Consider the following 15896-nt stretch of genomic DNA (forward strand, 5'->3'; position numbering starts at 1 on the left):
CACACACTTATCCACATTTCTTGTGGATAGCCCAAAAGGCTGAATGAAATCAGCCACTTAGGGCTATTTATTGTCCTTCGTCAAAATTCATTTCCGCAGCGATTTTTTCCAATGCGGCGCGCGCTCCCATGGCCAGGCCGACGCCCTGCGCGACCGCGGGCTCGCGCGGATTGATGCGGATGAGGGGCAGGCCCTGGGATTGCGCGTAACGCCGCACCGAGGGGATGTCGGTGCCGGCGCCGAGTTCGATCACCGCCGGCCGCGCCACGGCGCGGCGCCAGGCCGCCAGGCGTCCGAGCTGGGCCTCGGTCCGGTGCGCGATCCAGGCGCCATCGTTGAACATCAGGATGTTGGGCCGGGCCAGCGCTCCGCAGCGCGGGCAATGCGGCGGCGCCGACAGCAGGCGGCAGGCCGCGGCGTCGACCTCGGGCGCGAAGTCCCCGGCCGGCCAGATCGCCTCGCCGCAGGGACGGCTGCACTGCAGGTGATGGATCGAGCCGTGGCACTCGGCCACCCGCTCGTCCGCAAATCCCGCCTGCTGGAATTGCCCGTCGACGTTGCTGGTGAACACGAAGGCGCCGTGCGCCATGCGCGCAGCCAGTGCGCGCAGGATCGCGAACCCCGCATGCGGCCGGGTGGCCCGGTACAGGGCCAGGCGGTGGCCGTAGAAGCCCCAGGCCAGGGCAGGATCGCTGTCGAAGGTATCCGGACAGGCGATTTTGTGGAAGGACAGGCCGCGCCGGCCGAGGGCCGGGTAGGCGCGCCAGAAGCCGCCGTCGCCGCGAAAGTCGGGCAGGCCGGAATCGACCCCCATGCCGGCGCCGGCCGCGACCAGGAGGCCGTCGGCCCCGTTCAAGAGCCCGGCCGCGCGCCGGATCGCGTCCTCAGTCGTGGATGGCATGCTTGAGGCGCTCCAGTTCGGCCAGGAAGCGCTCGCTGGCCAGGGCCGGGGCCCAGGGCTCCCAGGGGCGGCAGCCGTAGTGGACGGCCAGCGGGTCCTCGCCCAGCACGGCGGCGCGGATCTTGAGGGTGCGGCGCACCTCCTCGGCCGACCAGCCGGCCACGTGCACCGCCTCGGTGGCCGCCGCCAGCCGGTCGGCCTTCTTGTGGGCCGCGTGCGAGCGCGCATCCCAGGCCGGCAGGCCGTAGCGCAGGAAGACCGCGTGTTCCAGGCGCCGCGTCAGGTCGCGGAAGGCATCGCCCAGGAAGGGCTTGATGACCGAGATCGCGTCGAAGCCGAGCAGGCCTTCCTCGGCGTCGTGCAGCAGTTCGCGCAATTCCTCGAGCGGCGAGAGCGGTCCGGCGGCGCGCCGCAGCAGCATCACCGCGATCGAGTGCTGGGCCACCGAGAGCGGCAGCGGCCAGGCCGAATGGCCTCCCCAGCGGTAGGTGCGGGCCAGGCCGAGGGCCAGGTCGGCGTCGTCCCAGTCGAAGGGGGTGGGGTCGAGCAGGTCCAGGCGGCGTCCCGAGGGCATGCGGACCCAGGCGCGGGTGGCGGGGTGCGTGGGGGTGTGCATGTGGCGATTTTACACACGGGCGCGCCCATTCTCCGCATAATTGATCCAGGCAAATACCCCCGCCACGCCGGCCTCTACACTGGACCGCTTGGGGGCTGCGCCACGGAAGGAGACGGAGATGGATGCGAACACCGATGTAAGGAGCCGCGAGATCGACTGCGACCTGTTGGTCGTGGGCGGCGGCATCAACGGCGCCGGGATCGCGCGCGACGCCGCCGGGCGCGGCCTCAAGGTGGTGCTGTGCGAAAAGGACGACCTGGGCGCCCATACCTCGTCCTCGTCCAGCAAGCTGATCCACGGCGGGCTGCGCTACCTGGAGCACCGCGAGTTCGGCCTGGTGCGCAAGGCCCTGGCCGAGCGCGAGGTGCTGCTGCGCAGCGCGCCCCACATCATGCGTCCGATGCGTTTCGTGATGCCGCACGACGCCGGCGGCCGGCCGGCCTGGCTGATCCGCGCCGGGCTTTTCCTCTACGACCGCCTGGCCCCGCGCGAGTTCCTGCCCGGTTCCGAAGCCATCGGCCTGACCGGCCACCGCGCCGGGCTGCCGCTCAAGCCCGAGTTCCGGCGCGCCTTCGTGTATTCGGACGGCTGGGTCGACGATGCGCGCCTGGTGGTGCTCAATGCGCTCGACGCGCGCGAGCGCGGCGCGACCGTGCTGCCGCGCACCCTGTGCAGCACCCTGGTGCGGCGCAAGGAGCACTGGGAGGCGCATCTGGCGGGGCAGGGCGGCAGGCTGCTGGTGCGCGCCCGTGCGCTGGCGAACGCCGCCGGGCCCTGGGCCGGCAAGCTGGCGCGCCAGGCCAACGCGGTGGCGGCGCACCGGCCGCTACGGCTCATCAAGGGCAGCCACATCGTGGTGCCGCGCCTGTTCGACCACTCCTGCGCCTACCTGTTCCAGCATCCGGACGGGCGGGTGGTGTTCGCGATTCCCTACGAGAGCGCCTTCACCCTGGTCGGGACCACCGACGTCGACTACGAGGGCGACCCGGGCGAGGCGGTGATCGGGCAGGACGAGAAGCGCTACCTGTGCGAGCTGGTCAACCATTATTTCCGGCGCCAGGTGGAGCCGGAGGACGTGGTGTGGAGCTATTCCGGGGTGCGGCCCATCCTGCAGGACGAGGCCGGCAGCGCGGCGGCCGCCACCCGCGACTACTACCTCGAGCACGACGCCGACGGGCCGCCGCTGCTGTCGGTGCTGGGCGGGAAGATCACCACCTACCGCAAGCTGGCGGAACAGGCGGTGGACTGGCTGGCGCCCGCGCTCGGATCGCGGGCCGGGGCCTGGACCGCCGGGGCGCTGCTGCCGGGCGGGGACCTGTTCGGGCCGCGGCCCGAGAACCGCGCGGTGCTCGAATTCGACCGCTGGGTGGCGGCCCTGCAGCGCCGCCATTCCTGGCTGCCGGGAGCGCTGGCGCTGCGCTACGCGCGCGCCTACGGGACGCGGGTGGAGCGGGTGCTGGGCGGGGCGCAGTCGCTCGAAGGGCTGGGGGAGGAGGTGGTGACGGGTTTGTACGAGGCCGAGCTGCGCTACCTGATGCGGGAGGAGTGGGCGCGTACCACGGCTGATGTGCTGTGGCGCAGGACCAAGCTGGGGCTGCACCTGGCGCCGCGCTGTGCGGAGAAGGTGCAGGCGTGGATGGATGCGGAGGCGGGACGGATGGGGAAGGGGGGCGGTGTCAGTGAGGGAGTTGGAACCGGGGACAAGGACGGAGACGGAACCAGAACCGGAACCGGGGCCGGCGCTAATGCCGGAGCCGCAACACTCGAATCACCACTTCCATAAAACAACGTCATTCCGGCGAAGGCCGGAATCCAAGTCCGGCGCGTTGCCACACCGTTCAGCGTTTGTGGCAATGCGGGCAAACTTGGATTCCGGCCTTCGCCGGAATGACGTGCTGGGGCTAACAGGATTGGTGGATCACGTAGTCGGTCAGCGAACCGTCTGACGCTCGCATTTCACCCTCTCATCTCACCCTTTCACCTTACCCGCTTGTACCAAGCCCCATCCTCGAACAAGCGCTGGTAATCCTCCACGAACGCATCGGTCGGCCCCAGCTCGCGGTCGATCCCCATCACCCCGAACAGCGCCAGGCTGTCGCGGAACAGGCGCAGCACCCGCTGGCGCAGCACCGGCCCGAAATCGGCCAGCGCCCGGCCGCAGACGATCGCGTGGAACTCGTTGAAGGAAGCGTCCGTCACCAGGCTGTACTGCGCCCAGGTGATGCGCTCGCGCAGGCGCGGCAGCAGGCGCGCCTGGCCGCCCGCCACCTCGAAGTAATCGGCCAGCCGCCCCATGCCGCCGCTTTCCTCGTACTGCGGCTGGCAGCGGGCCAGCTCGTCCAGCGGCAGGCTGGCGTCGCGCAGCTCGGCCAGCAGCTCGTCGCTGGCCAGGGTCGCGAACACCTGGGTGCGCGCATAGAGCTTTTCCTCGGCCAGCAGGATCGCCAGGGTCCAGGCCTCGGCCACGCCGGCCGGCTCGGCCAGCCAGACCTTGGGCAGGGCGGTGGGGCGCAGGCTGTCGGCGAGCGCGATGCGCTGGCGCCGCACCCAGGCCGGACGGTCGAACAGCGGCGCGGCCGGCACCGACAGGGTGCGCACCACCTCGAGCGCGGCGCCCGGCTCGTGCAGCACCTTTTCCTGCAGCGCCGAGACGGTGGCCAGGGAACGGGCGCGCAGCAGCTCGACCAGCTTGCGTCGCAGCAGCTGGCGCTCGTAGCCGCGGAAATCGATGCCGAAACGCTGGAACAAGGCTTCCAGCAGCAGCTCGATCTCGAGGTCCTGGGTGGCCAGGACGGTGGCATAGCCACCGATCGGGTCGAAGGCAGTCAACGCGGCCCTCAATGCAGCCAGACGCGCATCATCGACAGCAGCTGGGCCACATCCACCGGCTTGGTGATGTAGTCCGAGGCGCCGGCGGCGATGCACTTGTCGCGGTCACCCTTCATCGCCTTGGCGGTCAGGGTGATGATCGGCAGCGAACGGAAGCGCGGAATGCGGCGGATCGCCCGCATGGTGTCGTAGCCGTCCATCTCCGGCATCATGATGTCCATCAGGACGATCTCGATGGTCGGGTCCTTCTCCAGCACCTCGATGCCGTCGCGGCCGTTCTCGGCGAACAGGACCTGCATCTGCTGGCGCTCCAGCAAAGTGGAGAGGGCGAAGATGTTGCGCAGGTCGTCGTCGACGATCAGCACCTTGCGTCCGGCCAGGCCGCCGTCGGCCGCGTGAATCTCTTCCAGCATGCGGCGCTGGGTTTCCGGCAGGCTGGCCTGGGAACGGTGCAGGAACAGCGCGGTCTCGTCCAGCAGGCGCTCCGGCGAGCGGGCGTCCTTGATCACGATGGTCTTGGCGTAGCGCTTGAGCTTTGTGACTTCGCTGCGGCTCAGTTCCTTGGCGGTGTAGATCACGATCGGCAGATCGCGCAGGCGCTCCTTCTTGACGATCTTGTCCATCAGCTCGAAGCCCGAGATGTCCGGCAGGGTCAGGTCCAGCACCATGCAGTCGAAGTGCTGGCTTTCCAGCGCGTCCATCGCGGCCTTGCCGTCTTCCACGGTGACGATGTGGATGTCGGTGTCGCCGATCAGGGACACGATCGACTCGCGCTGGGCCATGTCGTCCTCCACCACCAGCAGCGAACGCTTGCCGCCCATGAGGAATTTCTGGATGCGCTTGAATTCCTCCTGCAGCTGCTCGCGTCCCACCGGCTTGTTGATGTAGGAGATCGCGCCCTGGCGCAGCGCGCGCTCGCGCTCGCGCAGCGAGGACATCACGTGCACCGGGATGTGGCGGGTGTTCGGGTCGCGCTTGAGGCGGTCGAGCACCGTGAAGCCGTCGATGTCAGGCAGGTCGATGTCGAGCAGGATCGCGGACGGCAGGTAGTCGCGCGCCAGCGACAGGGCCGAGTCGCCACGGTGGGTGACGATGCCCTTGAAGTTCTTTTCGCGGGCGAAGTCGAGCAGCACCTTGGCGAAGCGGTCGTCGTCCTCGACGATCAGCACCGAGGGGTCGCCCGGCGTCACCAGCCCGCGGTCGTCCGCCATCGAGGCGTATTCGATCACGCCGCCGGTCGAATCGACCAGTTCCACGGTCGCCACCTCGGCGCGCTCCTGCACCGACGGGGCGGCCAGGGCCGGCTGCTGCGGCGGGGCCAGGCGGGCCGGCTGCGGCTGGCGGGTCTGCTCGTAGTTGATGAAGCCGGCGCGGTTGTAGGGCAGGTAGAGGGTGAAGGTCGAGCCCACGTTGACGGTCGACTCGACCCGGATCTCGCCGCCCAGCAGGCGCGCCAGTTCGCGCGAGATCGACAGGCCCAGGCCAGTGCCGCCATACTTGCGCGCGGTCGAGCCGTCGGCCTGCTGGAAGGCCTCGAAGATCAGCTGCAGCTTGTCGGACGGGATGCCGACGCCGGTGTCGCGCACCGAGAAGGCCAGCACCGCGTCGGCGTGGACCAGGTTCGGGTGGTCGGCGGTCCAGCCGCTGGTCACCAGGCTGATGGTCAGCGACACCTGGCCGTGGCTGGTGAACTTGAAGGCGTTCGACAGCAGGTTCTTCAGGACCTGCTGCAGGCGCGTGGTGTCGGTCATGACGGCGGTCGGCAGGTTGTCCGCCAGGTCCACCGAGAAGCCGAGATGCTTTGCCTCCGCCATGTGGCGGAAGGTGCGGTCCACGTAGTTGCGCAGGTTCGAGAAGCGGTATTCCGACACGTCCAGGGTGACGGTGCCGGACTCGATCTTCGACAGGTCCAGGATGTCGTTAATCAGGGTCAGCAGGTCGGAGCCCGAGCCGTGGATGGTCTTGGCGAATTCCACCTGCTTGGGCGTCAGGTTGCCTTCCGGGTTGTCGGAAAGCTGCTGGGCCAGGATCAGCAGGGAGTTCAGCGGCGTGCGCAGCTCGTGCGACATATTCGCCAGGAACTCGGACTTGTACTTCGAGGACAGGGCCAGCTGGGTCGCCTTTTCTTCCAGCGCCAGCTTGGCCTGCTCCACCTCGCGGTTCTTGCGTTCCACCTCGATGTTCTGCTCGGACAGCAGGCGCGCCTTTTCTGCCAGTTCCTGGTTGGTCTGCTGCAGTTCCTGCGCCAGCGACTGCGACTGGGTCAGCAGCGACTCGGTGCGGCTGTTCGCCTCGATGGTGTTGAGCACCACGCCGATCGATTCCATCAGCTGGTCGAGGAAGGACAGGTGGGTCTCGGTGAAGCGGTCCAGCGAGGCGATCTCGATGACCGCCTTGACCTGCTGCTCGAACAGGATGGGCAGCACCACGATGTTGTTGGGCGGGGCCGAGCCCAGGCCCGAGGACACCACGATGTAGTCGCGCGGCACGTCGGTCAGCCAGATGCGGCTCTTCTCCAGCGCGCACTGGCCCACCAGGCCTTCGCCCGGCAGGAAGGAGGTCGGCAGCTTGCGGCTGGAACGGTAGCCGTAGCTGGCGATCATGCGCAGGCGGGCGTCTGATTCCTGCGAATCCATCATGTAGAACACGCCGTGGTGGGCCGAGACCAGCGGCGCCAGCTCCGACAGGATCAGCTTGGTCACGGCCTGCAGGTCGCGCTGGCCCTGGAGCAGGCGGGTGAAGCGCGCCAGGTTGGTCTTCAGCCAGTCCTGCTGCGCGTTCTTCTGGGTGGTCTCCTTCAGGTTGCGGATCATCTCGTTGATGTTGTCCTTCAGGTAGGACACCTCGCCGCGCGCTTCCACCTGGATCGAACGCGAGAGGTCGCCGCGGGTCACCGCGGTCGCCACTTCACCGATCGCGCGCATCTGGTTGGTCAGGTTCGCCGCCAGCTGGTTGACGTTCTCGGTCAGGTCCTTCCAGGTGCCGGCCACGCCGGACACGTTCGCCTGGCCGCCGAGTTTACCCTCGGTGCCCACCTCGCGCGCCACGCGCGTCACTTCCGAGGCGAAGGAGGACAGCTGGTCCACCATCACGTTGATGGTGTCCTTCAGTTCGAGAATCTCGCCCTTCACGTCCACCGTGATCTTCTTGGACAGGTCGCCGCGCGCCACGGCGGTGGTCACCGCCGCGATGTTACGCACCTGGCCCGTGAGGTTGGACGCCATGAAGTTCACGTTGTCGGTCAGGTCCTTCCAGGTGCCGCCCACGCCCGGCACGTAGGCTTGGCCGCCGAGTTTACCCTCGGTACCCACCTCGCGCGCCACGCGCGTCACTTCCGATGCGAAGGAGGACAGCTGGTCCACCATCACGTTGATGGTGTTCTTCAGTTCGAGAATCTCGCCCTTCACGTCCACAGTGATCTTCTTGGACAGGTCGCCGTTCGCCACCGCGGTGGTCACCTCCGCGATGTTACGCACCTGCGCCGTCAGGTTGCCCGCCATCGAGTTCACGCCGTCGGTCAGGTCCTTCCAGGTGCCGGCCACGCCCGGCACGTTCGCCTGGCCGCCGAGCTTACCCTCGGTACCCACCTCGCGCGCCACGCGGGTCACCTCGGAGGCGAAGGAGTTCAGCTGGTCCACCATCACGTTGATGGTGTTCTTCAGTTCCAGGATCTCGCCCTTCACGTCCACCGTGATCTTCTTGGACAAGTCGCCGTTCGCCACCGCGGTGGTCACGTCCGCGATGTTACGCACCTGGCCGGTGAGGTTACCCGCCATCGAGTTCACCGAGTCGGTCAAGTCCTTCCAGGTGCCGGCCACGCCTTTCACCACCGCCTGGCCGCCGAGTTTGCCCTCGGTACCCACTTCGCGCGCCACGCGCGTCACTTCCGATGCGAAGGAGGACAGCTGGTCCACCATCACGTTGATGGTGTTCTTCAGCTCGAGAATCTCGCCCTTCACGTCCACCGTGATCTTCTTGGACAGGTCGCCGTTCGCCACCGCGGTCGTCACCGCCGCGATGTTACGCACCTGGCCCGTGAGGTTGGACGCCATGAAGTTCACGTTGTCGGTCAAGTCCTTCCAGGTGCCGGCCACGCCCGGCACGTAGGCCTGGCCGCCCAGCTTGCCCTCGGTGCCCACCTCGCGCGCCACGCGCGTCACCTCGGATGCGAAGGAGCGCAGCTGGTCCACCATCACGTTGATGGTGTCCTTCAGCTGCAGGATTTCGCCGCGCACGTCCACCGTGATCTTCTTGGACAAGTCGCCGTTCGCCACCGCGGTGGTCACCTCGGCGATGTTACGCACCTGGGAGGTCAGGTTACCCGCCATCGAGTTCACCGAGTCGGTCAGGTCCTTCCAGGTGCCGGCAACGCCCTTCACCTGTGCCTGGCCGCCGAGCTTGCCCTCGGTGCCGACCTCGCGCGCCACGCGCGTCACTTCGGAGGAGAAGGAGGAGAGCTGTTCCACCATGGTGTTGGCGGTCATCGCCGCGCGCAGGTACTGGCCCTTGAGCGGGTGGCCATCCACTTCCAGCGCCATGGTCTGGGACAGGTCGCCCTTCGCCACCGCGCCGATGACGCGCGCCATCTCGGTGGTCGGACGCACCAGGTCGTCGATCAGGGTGTTGACCGAGCTGATGATGGTGCTCCATCCACCCACCACGCCCGGCACGTCCGCGCGCTGGGTCAGGTGGCCCTCGCGGCCGACCACGCGCGAGACCTCGGTCACGGTCTCGACCATCTTCTGCTTGGTTTCGATGATGTCGTTCAGCGTGTCCGCGATCTTGCCGGACACGCCGGTCCAGTCGGACGGCATGCGCACCGAGAAGTCGCCCTTCTTGAGCGCCATGAGGGTGTTGAGCAGCAGCTTGACGTCCAACTGTTCGCCCATGTCGGTCATGTGGTTCATCGACTAAATCCTTGTTTCGTGGAAGAGGTGGATGGCAGCTCAGACGGGCCGCCAACTGTTACAGATCAATTGTAAAAAGATACTCTTGTGTAAATCCAAGTCAAGAACATCTACGGTAATTGCAAGATTTTATAACAAGAGATGTTGCAATTACGAAATTTTTATTGGCCAATCCGGCGGAGCGTAACCCATCCGCGTCAGAGAGGGCGCACGATTGAGGCACGGCCTGGTTTAATTGTCGGCCGATAACTGCCGAGCAGGAAGCCATAGCTAAAAATTATTCGCGATTGTTAATTTTCGTGATTCTTTAGGGGGGGCAACTCAACTAGCATATCGTCGTTGCATATAAATTGGGCTTTTGCCATGATCGACACCGCCTCACTCGACGCCATGATGCATACCCGGGACGTCTCGTCCTGGTCCGAAATCCTGTTCCGGCTTGCGCGCCACCAGGGTTTCAACCGCGTGCTGTATGGCGTGGTGAATTCGCGTCACAGCCATTTCGACTCGGCCTTCTTGAGCAGCAATTACTCCTCGGAGTGGCGCGAGCGCTATGACCGCAAGGGTTTCGCACGGGTCGACCCGGTGGTCGAGCATTGCATGAGCAGCAGCCTGCCGATCGTGTGGGAGCCGGCCGTGTTTTCCGGCCGGCCCGAGCAGCGCGAGCTGTACGAGGAAGCCAGCGAGTTCGGGCTGCGCAGCGGGGTCACCTTGCCGGTGCACGGGCCGCAGGGGGAGTTCGGGGTCTTGAGTTTCGCGTCGGACGCGGAGCCGGACGAGGCATTCCGCAAGTCGCTGGCCTCGGCCCTGCCGGACCTGGCCCTGATCCGCGATTACGCCTTCGCCTCGTCGGCCAAGTTCCGCACCGGCGGCGCGAAGGAGGAGGGCGCGCGTACCTGCCCGGTGGTCAGTCGTCCGCGCCTGACGCGGCGCGAACTGGAAGTCTTGCAATGGGTGGCAGTCGGTAAGTCATCCTGGGAAATTGCGCGGATCACCGACTGCTCTGAAGCGACAGTCAATTTTCACCTGGCGAATGTGCGCCAAAAATTTGGCGTCAACACCCGCCAGCAGGCGGTCGTCAAGGCGATCGCCCTGGGCCTGATCAGCCCTGAAGATCCCCATCGTTGAGCTTGCCGTTGACGTAGAGGCGCAGCAGGATCGCAACCGGGGCGGGAATCGCCAGCCCGGTTTCGAAACGGCTGCCGCTCGACTGCGTCACGCCGAAGCGGCTCCAGAATTTTTCCTGGCTCTCTCGCTTGCTGATGCGCAGGCGGCGCAACTCGTGCGGCGCCATGCGCAGCGCACCTGCGGCGGCGGCCTGTACTACCTGCTGGGCCTGCAGCTCTGCGGCCAGCGCGTCGCACATCAGATCGTTTGCCATGGTCTTCTTCTCCTGATTGAACGTAATGATCAAGGAGAAGTATTCCACTGTCTGGGCCGCGTGCCACCTAGCAAAGCTGATAGTGTGGACTGGAGTGTGTGCTCTATTTGAGCTGCCTCAACAGGAATGTATAGGTGAGTGCGTACATGCGTGCGGTCTGCGCGTTGTCGGCCGCGCCCGCGTGGCCGCCTTCCGTATTTTCCCAGTAGAGCACGTCGTGGCCTTGCTCCAGCATGCGCGCCGCCATTTTGCGCGCGTGTCCCGGGTGCACGCGGTCGTCGCGGGTCGAGGTGGTGAACAGCACGCGCGGATAGACGCGGTCCGGGAACACGTTGTGGTAGGGCGAGTAGCGCGCCAGGTAGCTCCATTCGGCCGGGTCGTCGGGGTCGCCGTATTCGCCCATCCAGGAGGCGCCGGCCAGCAGTTCGTGGTAGCGCCGCATGTCGAGCAGGGGCACCTGGCAGACCACGGCGCCGAACAGCTCCGGACGCTGGGTGAGGGCGGCGCCGACCAGCAGGCCGCCGTTGCTGCCGCCCATGATGCCGAGGTGGCGGGGGCTGGTGAGGCCGCGCGCGACCAGGTCTTCGGCCACCGCCAGGAAGTCGTCGAAGGCGCGCTGGCGCTGGCCCTTGAGCGCGGCCTGGTGCCAGCGCGGGCCGAACTCGCCGCCGCCGCGGATGTTGGCCAGCACGTAGATGCCGCCGGCGTCCAGCCAGGCGGCGCCGGTCATGCCGCTGTAGAAGGGCTTGAGCGAGACCTCGAAGCCGCCGTAGCCGTACAGCAGGGTCGGGTTGGCGCCATTGGCCTGGGTGTCGCGGCTCATGACCACGAAGTAGGGCACCATGGTGCCGTCGGCCGAGCGCGCGGCGTGCTGGCCCACGCTGTAGGGATGGGCGTCGAAGAAGGCCGGCATGGCCTTGAGCGGCTCGCGCTCGTCGCGTCCGGCCTGCATCAGGTAGAGCGTGGTCGGGTGCAGGAAGTCGGTGACGGTCAGGAAGTAGTCGTCCGAGGCGTCGGGGTCGAGGGCGGACACGCCCAGCGCGCCCATGCCGGGCACCGCCACCTCGCGCCTTTGCCAGGCGCCGTCCAGGTGGCGCAGCTCGACCACGCGGTTCTTCACCTTGTCGAGGATGGTCAGCAGCAGCGCGCTCTTCGTCACCGCCAGGCCGTCGAGCGAGGTCTCGGGCGTCGGCGTGAACAGCAGCTGGAACTCGCGCCCGCCCGCCATGAAGCGCTCGAAGTCCATGGCCAGCAGGGCGCCCTGGGGGTAGAGCAGGCCAGCCGGCTGCCAGTCGGAGCGCAGCTCAATCACGATCTGGTCGCGCACCGTGAAGGCGTTGGCGTCGAGCGGCTTGGGCACCTGCACCAGTTGCGTTCCCCGGCGCAGGAAGAGTTCGCTCTCGTAGAAGCCGATCTGGCGCTGCACGAACTCGCGCTCGAAGCCGGGCGTGCTGTCCTTGTGGCCGGAGGCGGAGAGGTCATCAGGCCGCGCTTCGTAGACGGTGAGGGCGGCCTCCAGCGGCGTGCCGCGGCGCCACTCCTTGACGATGCGCGGGTAGCCCGATTCGGTGAGGCTGCCGGGGCCGAAGTCGGTGCCCACGAACAGGCGGTCGCGGTCGATCCAGGCCACGTCGCTCTTGGCTTCCGGCAGCACGAAGCCGTCCTCGACGAAGGCGCAGGCGTTCAGGTCGAACTCGCGCATCACGTGGGCGTCGCCGCCGCCGCGCGAGAGCGAGACCAGGACCCGGTCGCCGTGCGGCTCGAGCCAGGCCACGCCGGACCAGACCCAGTTCTCGCCCTCGGCCTGCGCAAGCTGGTCGAGATCGAGCACGGTCTCCCAGCGTGGCGCGCTCTGGCGGTATTCCTCCAGCGTGGTGCGGCGCCAGATGCCGCGCACGTGGACGGCGTCGCGCCAGAAGTTGTAGCACAGTCCGCCGTGCACGCCGACGTAGGGAATCTTCTCTTTCGAATCGAGGATGCCCTTCAGACGCGCGCGCAGCGCCTCGTAGCCTGGCTGGGCTTCGAGTTCGCGTTCGGCCTGGGCGTTGCGCTCTGCCACCCAGGCGCGCGCCGCCTCGCCGTCGACCTCTTCCAGCCAGCGGTAGGGATCGTTCATAATTTCTTCTGCGAACTGTTGCATTACAGCCTCTCTCATTGTGTCTTTGTTATATGACTCACCTATACTAGCGTTTTTTGAGGGCTGCGACCGCCCGCTAGGAACCGCATGAAGCGATGGATACAGACGAGCGCCGCCGCCACGGAAGCGCGTCCGGCGCGCCTGGCCCTGCTGTGGGGCGCGGGCGTGGCGCTGTCGCTGGCGGTCGGCGGGCTGATGCATGCGCTGGCGTTGCGCTCGATCGAGGACGACGCCCGGCGCCGCTTCGAGAACCTGGCGCGCGGCGCCCAGGAACGCCTGAACATGGCGATCGCGTCCTACGGACGCGCCGTGGCGGGGCTGGCGGCCCTGCATGCCGCCGGCCCCGCCGACCGGCCGCCTTCACGGCCGGCCTTCGACCGCTACGTGCACGCGCTCGACCTCAAGCGCAACTACCCGGCCATCGAAGCGGTGACCTTTTCCGCCTACGTGCGCCACGACCAGCGCGAGGCCTTCGTCGCGGCGGTGCGCGCCGACCGCAGCCTCGATCCGGCCGGCTACCCCGATTTCACCATCCACGGCAACGGCCAGCGGCCCTGGTACGAAGTGATCACCTACCAGTACCCGGCCGACCTGCCGAGCGGCCGCTTCGGGGCCAACATCGCGGCCAAGCCCGAGGTGGCGCGCTCGCTGATGCGGGCCCGCGACACCGGCGTGCTGAGCGCCTCCGGCAATCCGGTCCTGATCCGCTATCCGGAACCCCATATCGTGCTCGGCATGCGCCTGCCGATCTACCGCGGCGGCGCGCTGCCCGAGACGCTCGAGGCGCGCCGCGCCGCCTACCTGGGCTCGATGGGCATGGCCTTCTCGGTGCCGGAACTGGTGCGCGGCGCGCTCGGCTTCCTGCGCGACCAGCCGCTGCGCGTGAGCCTGTACGGCAGCAGCGCGCCGACCGGCAGCACGGCGCTGGCACTTAGCCCCGCCGACCGCCTGCTGTACGGCGAGGACTTGCGCCGGCGCGCGCCGCTCGATGCGCACTTCGTCGCGCTGCTCGGGGTGGACTACGCCGGCAGCCAGTGGAAGGCGCATTTCTCGGCCCCGCGCGCGGCCATGCTGGTCGGCTTCGACCGCTGGCTGCCGGCCGCCGCGCTGGCCATGGGCGCCGCCGGCACGCTGCTGGTGTACGCGCTCTTCCTGGCCCAGTACCGCGCGCGGCGCGAAGCGGTGCGCCAGCGCCTGCTGCTCGATTCGGTGCTCGACAATCTCGACGCCGACGTCTACCTGAAGGACCGTGGGCGGCGCTTCCGCTACGTGAACGCGCGCGGCGCGGCGGCCCTCGGCCTGAGCGCGGCGGCGGCGGTCGGGCGGCGCGACCTGGAACTGATGCCGGCCGCCCAGGCCGAGGCCGACTGGGAGCGCGACCGCGCGGTGCTCGAAGGCGGCCTGCGCGCCGCCGGCCAGGTCGAGCGGCGCGAGCCGGACGGCGGCGCCCGCCAGCTGTGGAGCGTGCGCCTGCCGCTGCAGGTCGGCAGCAACGACCCTGCGGTGCTGTGCGTGTCGACCGACGTCACCGAACTGCACCAGCTCAAGGCGCGCGCCGACGCCGCCAGCAAGGCCAAGAGCGATTTCCTGTCGAACATGAGCCACGAGATCCGCACGCCGATGAACAGCATCATCGGCATGACCCACCTGGCGCTGCAGGGCGCCCAGGATGCGCGCCAGCGCGACTACCTGGAAAAGATCCACCACTCGGGCCAGCACCTGCTGGGCATCATCAACGACATCCTCGATTTTTCCAAGATCGAGGCCGGCATGCTGCGCCTGGAGCAGGTCAGCTTCATGCTCGACAGCCTGGCGCGCAAGGTCGAGACCCAGCTCGGCCCGGCCGCCGCGGCCAAGGGCCTGGGCTTCGACGTCGACATCGCGCCCGAGCTGATGCGTCCCCTGCGCGGCGATCCGCTGCGCCTGGGCCAGGTGCTGCTCAACTTCGCCGGCAACGCGGTCAAGTTTTCCTACCGCGGCCGGATCGCCTTGCGGGTGCGCCTGGAGCGCGCCTTCGGCCCCGAGGTGCTGCTGCGCTTCGAGGTGGCCGACCAGGGCATCGGCATCGAGCCGGCCGCGCTCAAGACCCTGTTCACCCCCTTCCAGCAGGCCGACGGCTCGGCCACGCGGCGCCACGGCGGCACCGGCCTGGGGCTGGCGATCAGCCGCCAGCTGGCCGAGCTGATGGGCGGCGCGGTGGGCGCCGAGAGCACGCCCGGCATGGGCAGCACCTTCTGGTTCACCGCGCGCCTCGCGCTGGAGGAGGGGGCGGGCAGCGGCGGGGCCGGCCTGGGCGCCGCGCCGGCGCCCCAGGTCGCGCGCCTGGACGGCTGCGCCGTGCTGCTGGTCGAGGACAATCCCTTCAACCAGCAGGTGGCGCGCGAGCTGCTGGAGCAGGCCGGGGCCGCGGTGGCGGTGGCCAACCACGGCGAGGAAGCGCTGGCCGCCATGGCCGGGCAGCGCTTCGACTGCGTGCTGATGGACATCCAGATGCCGGTGATGGACGGCCTGGAAGCCACCCGCCGCATCCGCGCCGACCCGCGCCTGGCCGACACCCTGGTGGTGGCGATGACCGCCAACGCCGGGGTCGACGACCGCGCGCGCTGCCTGGACGCGGGCATGAACGAATTCCTCACCAAGCCGGTGGTGCCGGAGCTGCTGGCCGCCACCATCGCGCGCTGCCTGGGCCGCACCTCGGCCCCGGTTCCCGACGTCGCCAGCGTCGGGCCGGGCGGGGTGGCCGCCAGCGCCGCCGCCGGCCTGCTCGACATGGCCCAGCTCTCGCTGACGGCGGGCGCCGACCGCGACAAGATGCGCAAGTACGCCTTCCTGTTCCTGGAGTCGGCGCGCGCCGCCCTGCCCGAGATCGACGCCGCCCTGGCCCAGGACGACCTGGAACAGGCCGCGCGCCTGGCGCACCGCATCAAGTCCTCGGCGCGCGCGGTCGGTGCGCGCGATTTCGGCGCGGTGTGCGAAGACCTCGAAGCCCAGCCGGCGCGCGCCGGCGGCAAGCGCGGGACGGCCCAGGCGCGCGCGCTGGCGGCGCGCCTGCGCGCGATGCTGGGACGGGTCGAGCGCGAGGTGGTCGCCCAGCTCGGGAACCGCGCCAGCGATGGACGCTAGAC

Annotated in this window: 9 protein-coding genes; 3 read left to right on the top strand and 6 right to left on the bottom strand. The window is 68.3% G+C overall.

Annotated elements, in window-relative coordinates:
* Window positions 1-67: 67 nt before the first annotated feature.
* Window positions 68-901 carry a Sir2 family NAD-dependent protein deacetylase gene (locus tag B0920_RS03510; protein WP_078031184.1) on the bottom strand — a complete coding sequence of 278 codons (834 nt, stop codon included), beginning with the start codon at window positions 899-901 and terminating at the stop codon, window positions 68-70.
* The gene (locus tag B0920_RS03515) at window positions 885-1517 is read right to left on the bottom strand and encodes a phosphohydrolase (RefSeq protein ID WP_229455145.1); all 633 of its coding nucleotides are present in this window, start codon (window positions 1515-1517) and stop codon (window positions 885-887) included. Before B0920_RS03515 ends, B0920_RS03510 begins: the two co-directional genes overlap by 17 nt.
* A gap of 118 nt (window positions 1518-1635) precedes the next feature.
* Between B0920_RS03515 and glpD the strand changes: the two genes are divergently transcribed.
* The gene (gene glpD / locus B0920_RS03520; RefSeq protein WP_078031185.1) at window positions 1636-3300 is read left to right on the top strand and encodes a glycerol-3-phosphate dehydrogenase; all 1665 of its coding nucleotides are present in this window, start codon (window positions 1636-1638) and stop codon (window positions 3298-3300) included.
* Window positions 3301-3494: 194 nt separating this feature from the next.
* On the opposite strand, the gene B0920_RS03525 is transcribed toward glpD, so the two are convergent.
* A complete protein-coding gene (locus tag B0920_RS03525; RefSeq protein WP_229455149.1) occupies window positions 3495-4346 on the bottom strand; it encodes a CheR family methyltransferase in 852 nt (283 codons plus the stop codon).
* Window positions 4347-4354: 8 nt separating this feature from the next.
* Entirely contained in the window at window positions 4355-9253 is a 4899-nt protein-coding gene (locus tag B0920_RS03530) for a response regulator (protein ID WP_078031186.1), read from the bottom strand.
* A gap of 363 nt (window positions 9254-9616) precedes the next feature.
* On the opposite strand from B0920_RS03530, the gene B0920_RS03535 reads away from it, so the two are divergent.
* Complete coding sequence (locus tag B0920_RS03535) at window positions 9617-10381, top strand: LuxR family transcriptional regulator (protein ID WP_218669333.1); 765 nt, start codon at window positions 9617-9619, stop codon at window positions 10379-10381.
* Here B0920_RS03535 and B0920_RS03540 read toward each other — a convergent pair.
* Both B0920_RS03540 and B0920_RS03545 read right to left on the bottom strand, forming a co-directional pair.
* Window positions 10356-10634: a DNA-binding transcriptional regulator gene (locus tag B0920_RS03540; protein WP_078033270.1), complete on the bottom strand. Its 279-nt coding sequence runs from the start codon at window positions 10632-10634 to the stop codon at window positions 10356-10358. The genes B0920_RS03535 and B0920_RS03540 overlap by 26 nt on opposite strands.
* Window positions 10635-10737: 103 nt before the next feature.
* Window positions 10738-12789, bottom strand: coding sequence for a prolyl oligopeptidase family protein (locus tag B0920_RS03545; protein WP_078031187.1), 2052 nt, complete (start codon window positions 12787-12789; stop codon window positions 10738-10740).
* Window positions 12790-12858: 69 nt separating this feature from the next.
* Between B0920_RS03545 and B0920_RS03550 the strand changes: the two genes are divergently transcribed.
* The gene (locus B0920_RS03550; RefSeq protein WP_078031188.1) at window positions 12859-15894 is read left to right on the top strand and encodes a CHASE domain-containing protein; all 3036 of its coding nucleotides are present in this window, start codon (window positions 12859-12861) and stop codon (window positions 15892-15894) included.
* Window positions 15895-15896: the final 2 nt, after the last annotated feature.

It is taken from the genome of Massilia sp. KIM (assembly GCF_002007115.1).
GTDB lineage: Bacteria > Pseudomonadota > Gammaproteobacteria > Burkholderiales > Burkholderiaceae_D > Telluria.

Coding starts and splice junctions, on each gene's coding strand:
- B0920_RS03510 (WP_078031184.1), bottom strand. CDS start 901: ATGCCATCCACGACTGAGGACGCGATCCGGCGCGCGGCCGGGCTCTTG.
- B0920_RS03515 (WP_229455145.1), bottom strand. CDS start 1,517: ATGCACACCCCCACGCACCCCGCCACCCGCGCCTGGGTCCGCATGCCC.
- glpD (WP_078031185.1), top strand. CDS start 1,636: ATGGATGCGAACACCGATGTAAGGAGCCGCGAGATCGACTGCGACCTG.
- B0920_RS03530 (WP_078031186.1), bottom strand. CDS start 9,253: ATGAACCACATGACCGACATGGGCGAACAGTTGGACGTCAAGCTGCTG.
- B0920_RS03535 (WP_218669333.1), top strand. CDS start 9,617: ATGATCGACACCGCCTCACTCGACGCCATGATGCATACCCGGGACGTC.
- B0920_RS03540 (WP_078033270.1), bottom strand. CDS start 10,634: ATGGCAAACGATCTGATGTGCGACGCGCTGGCCGCAGAGCTGCAGGCC.
- B0920_RS03545 (WP_078031187.1), bottom strand. CDS start 12,789: ATGAGAGAGGCTGTAATGCAACAGTTCGCAGAAGAAATTATGAACGAT.
- B0920_RS03550 (WP_078031188.1), top strand. CDS start 12,859: ATGAAGCGATGGATACAGACGAGCGCCGCCGCCACGGAAGCGCGTCCG.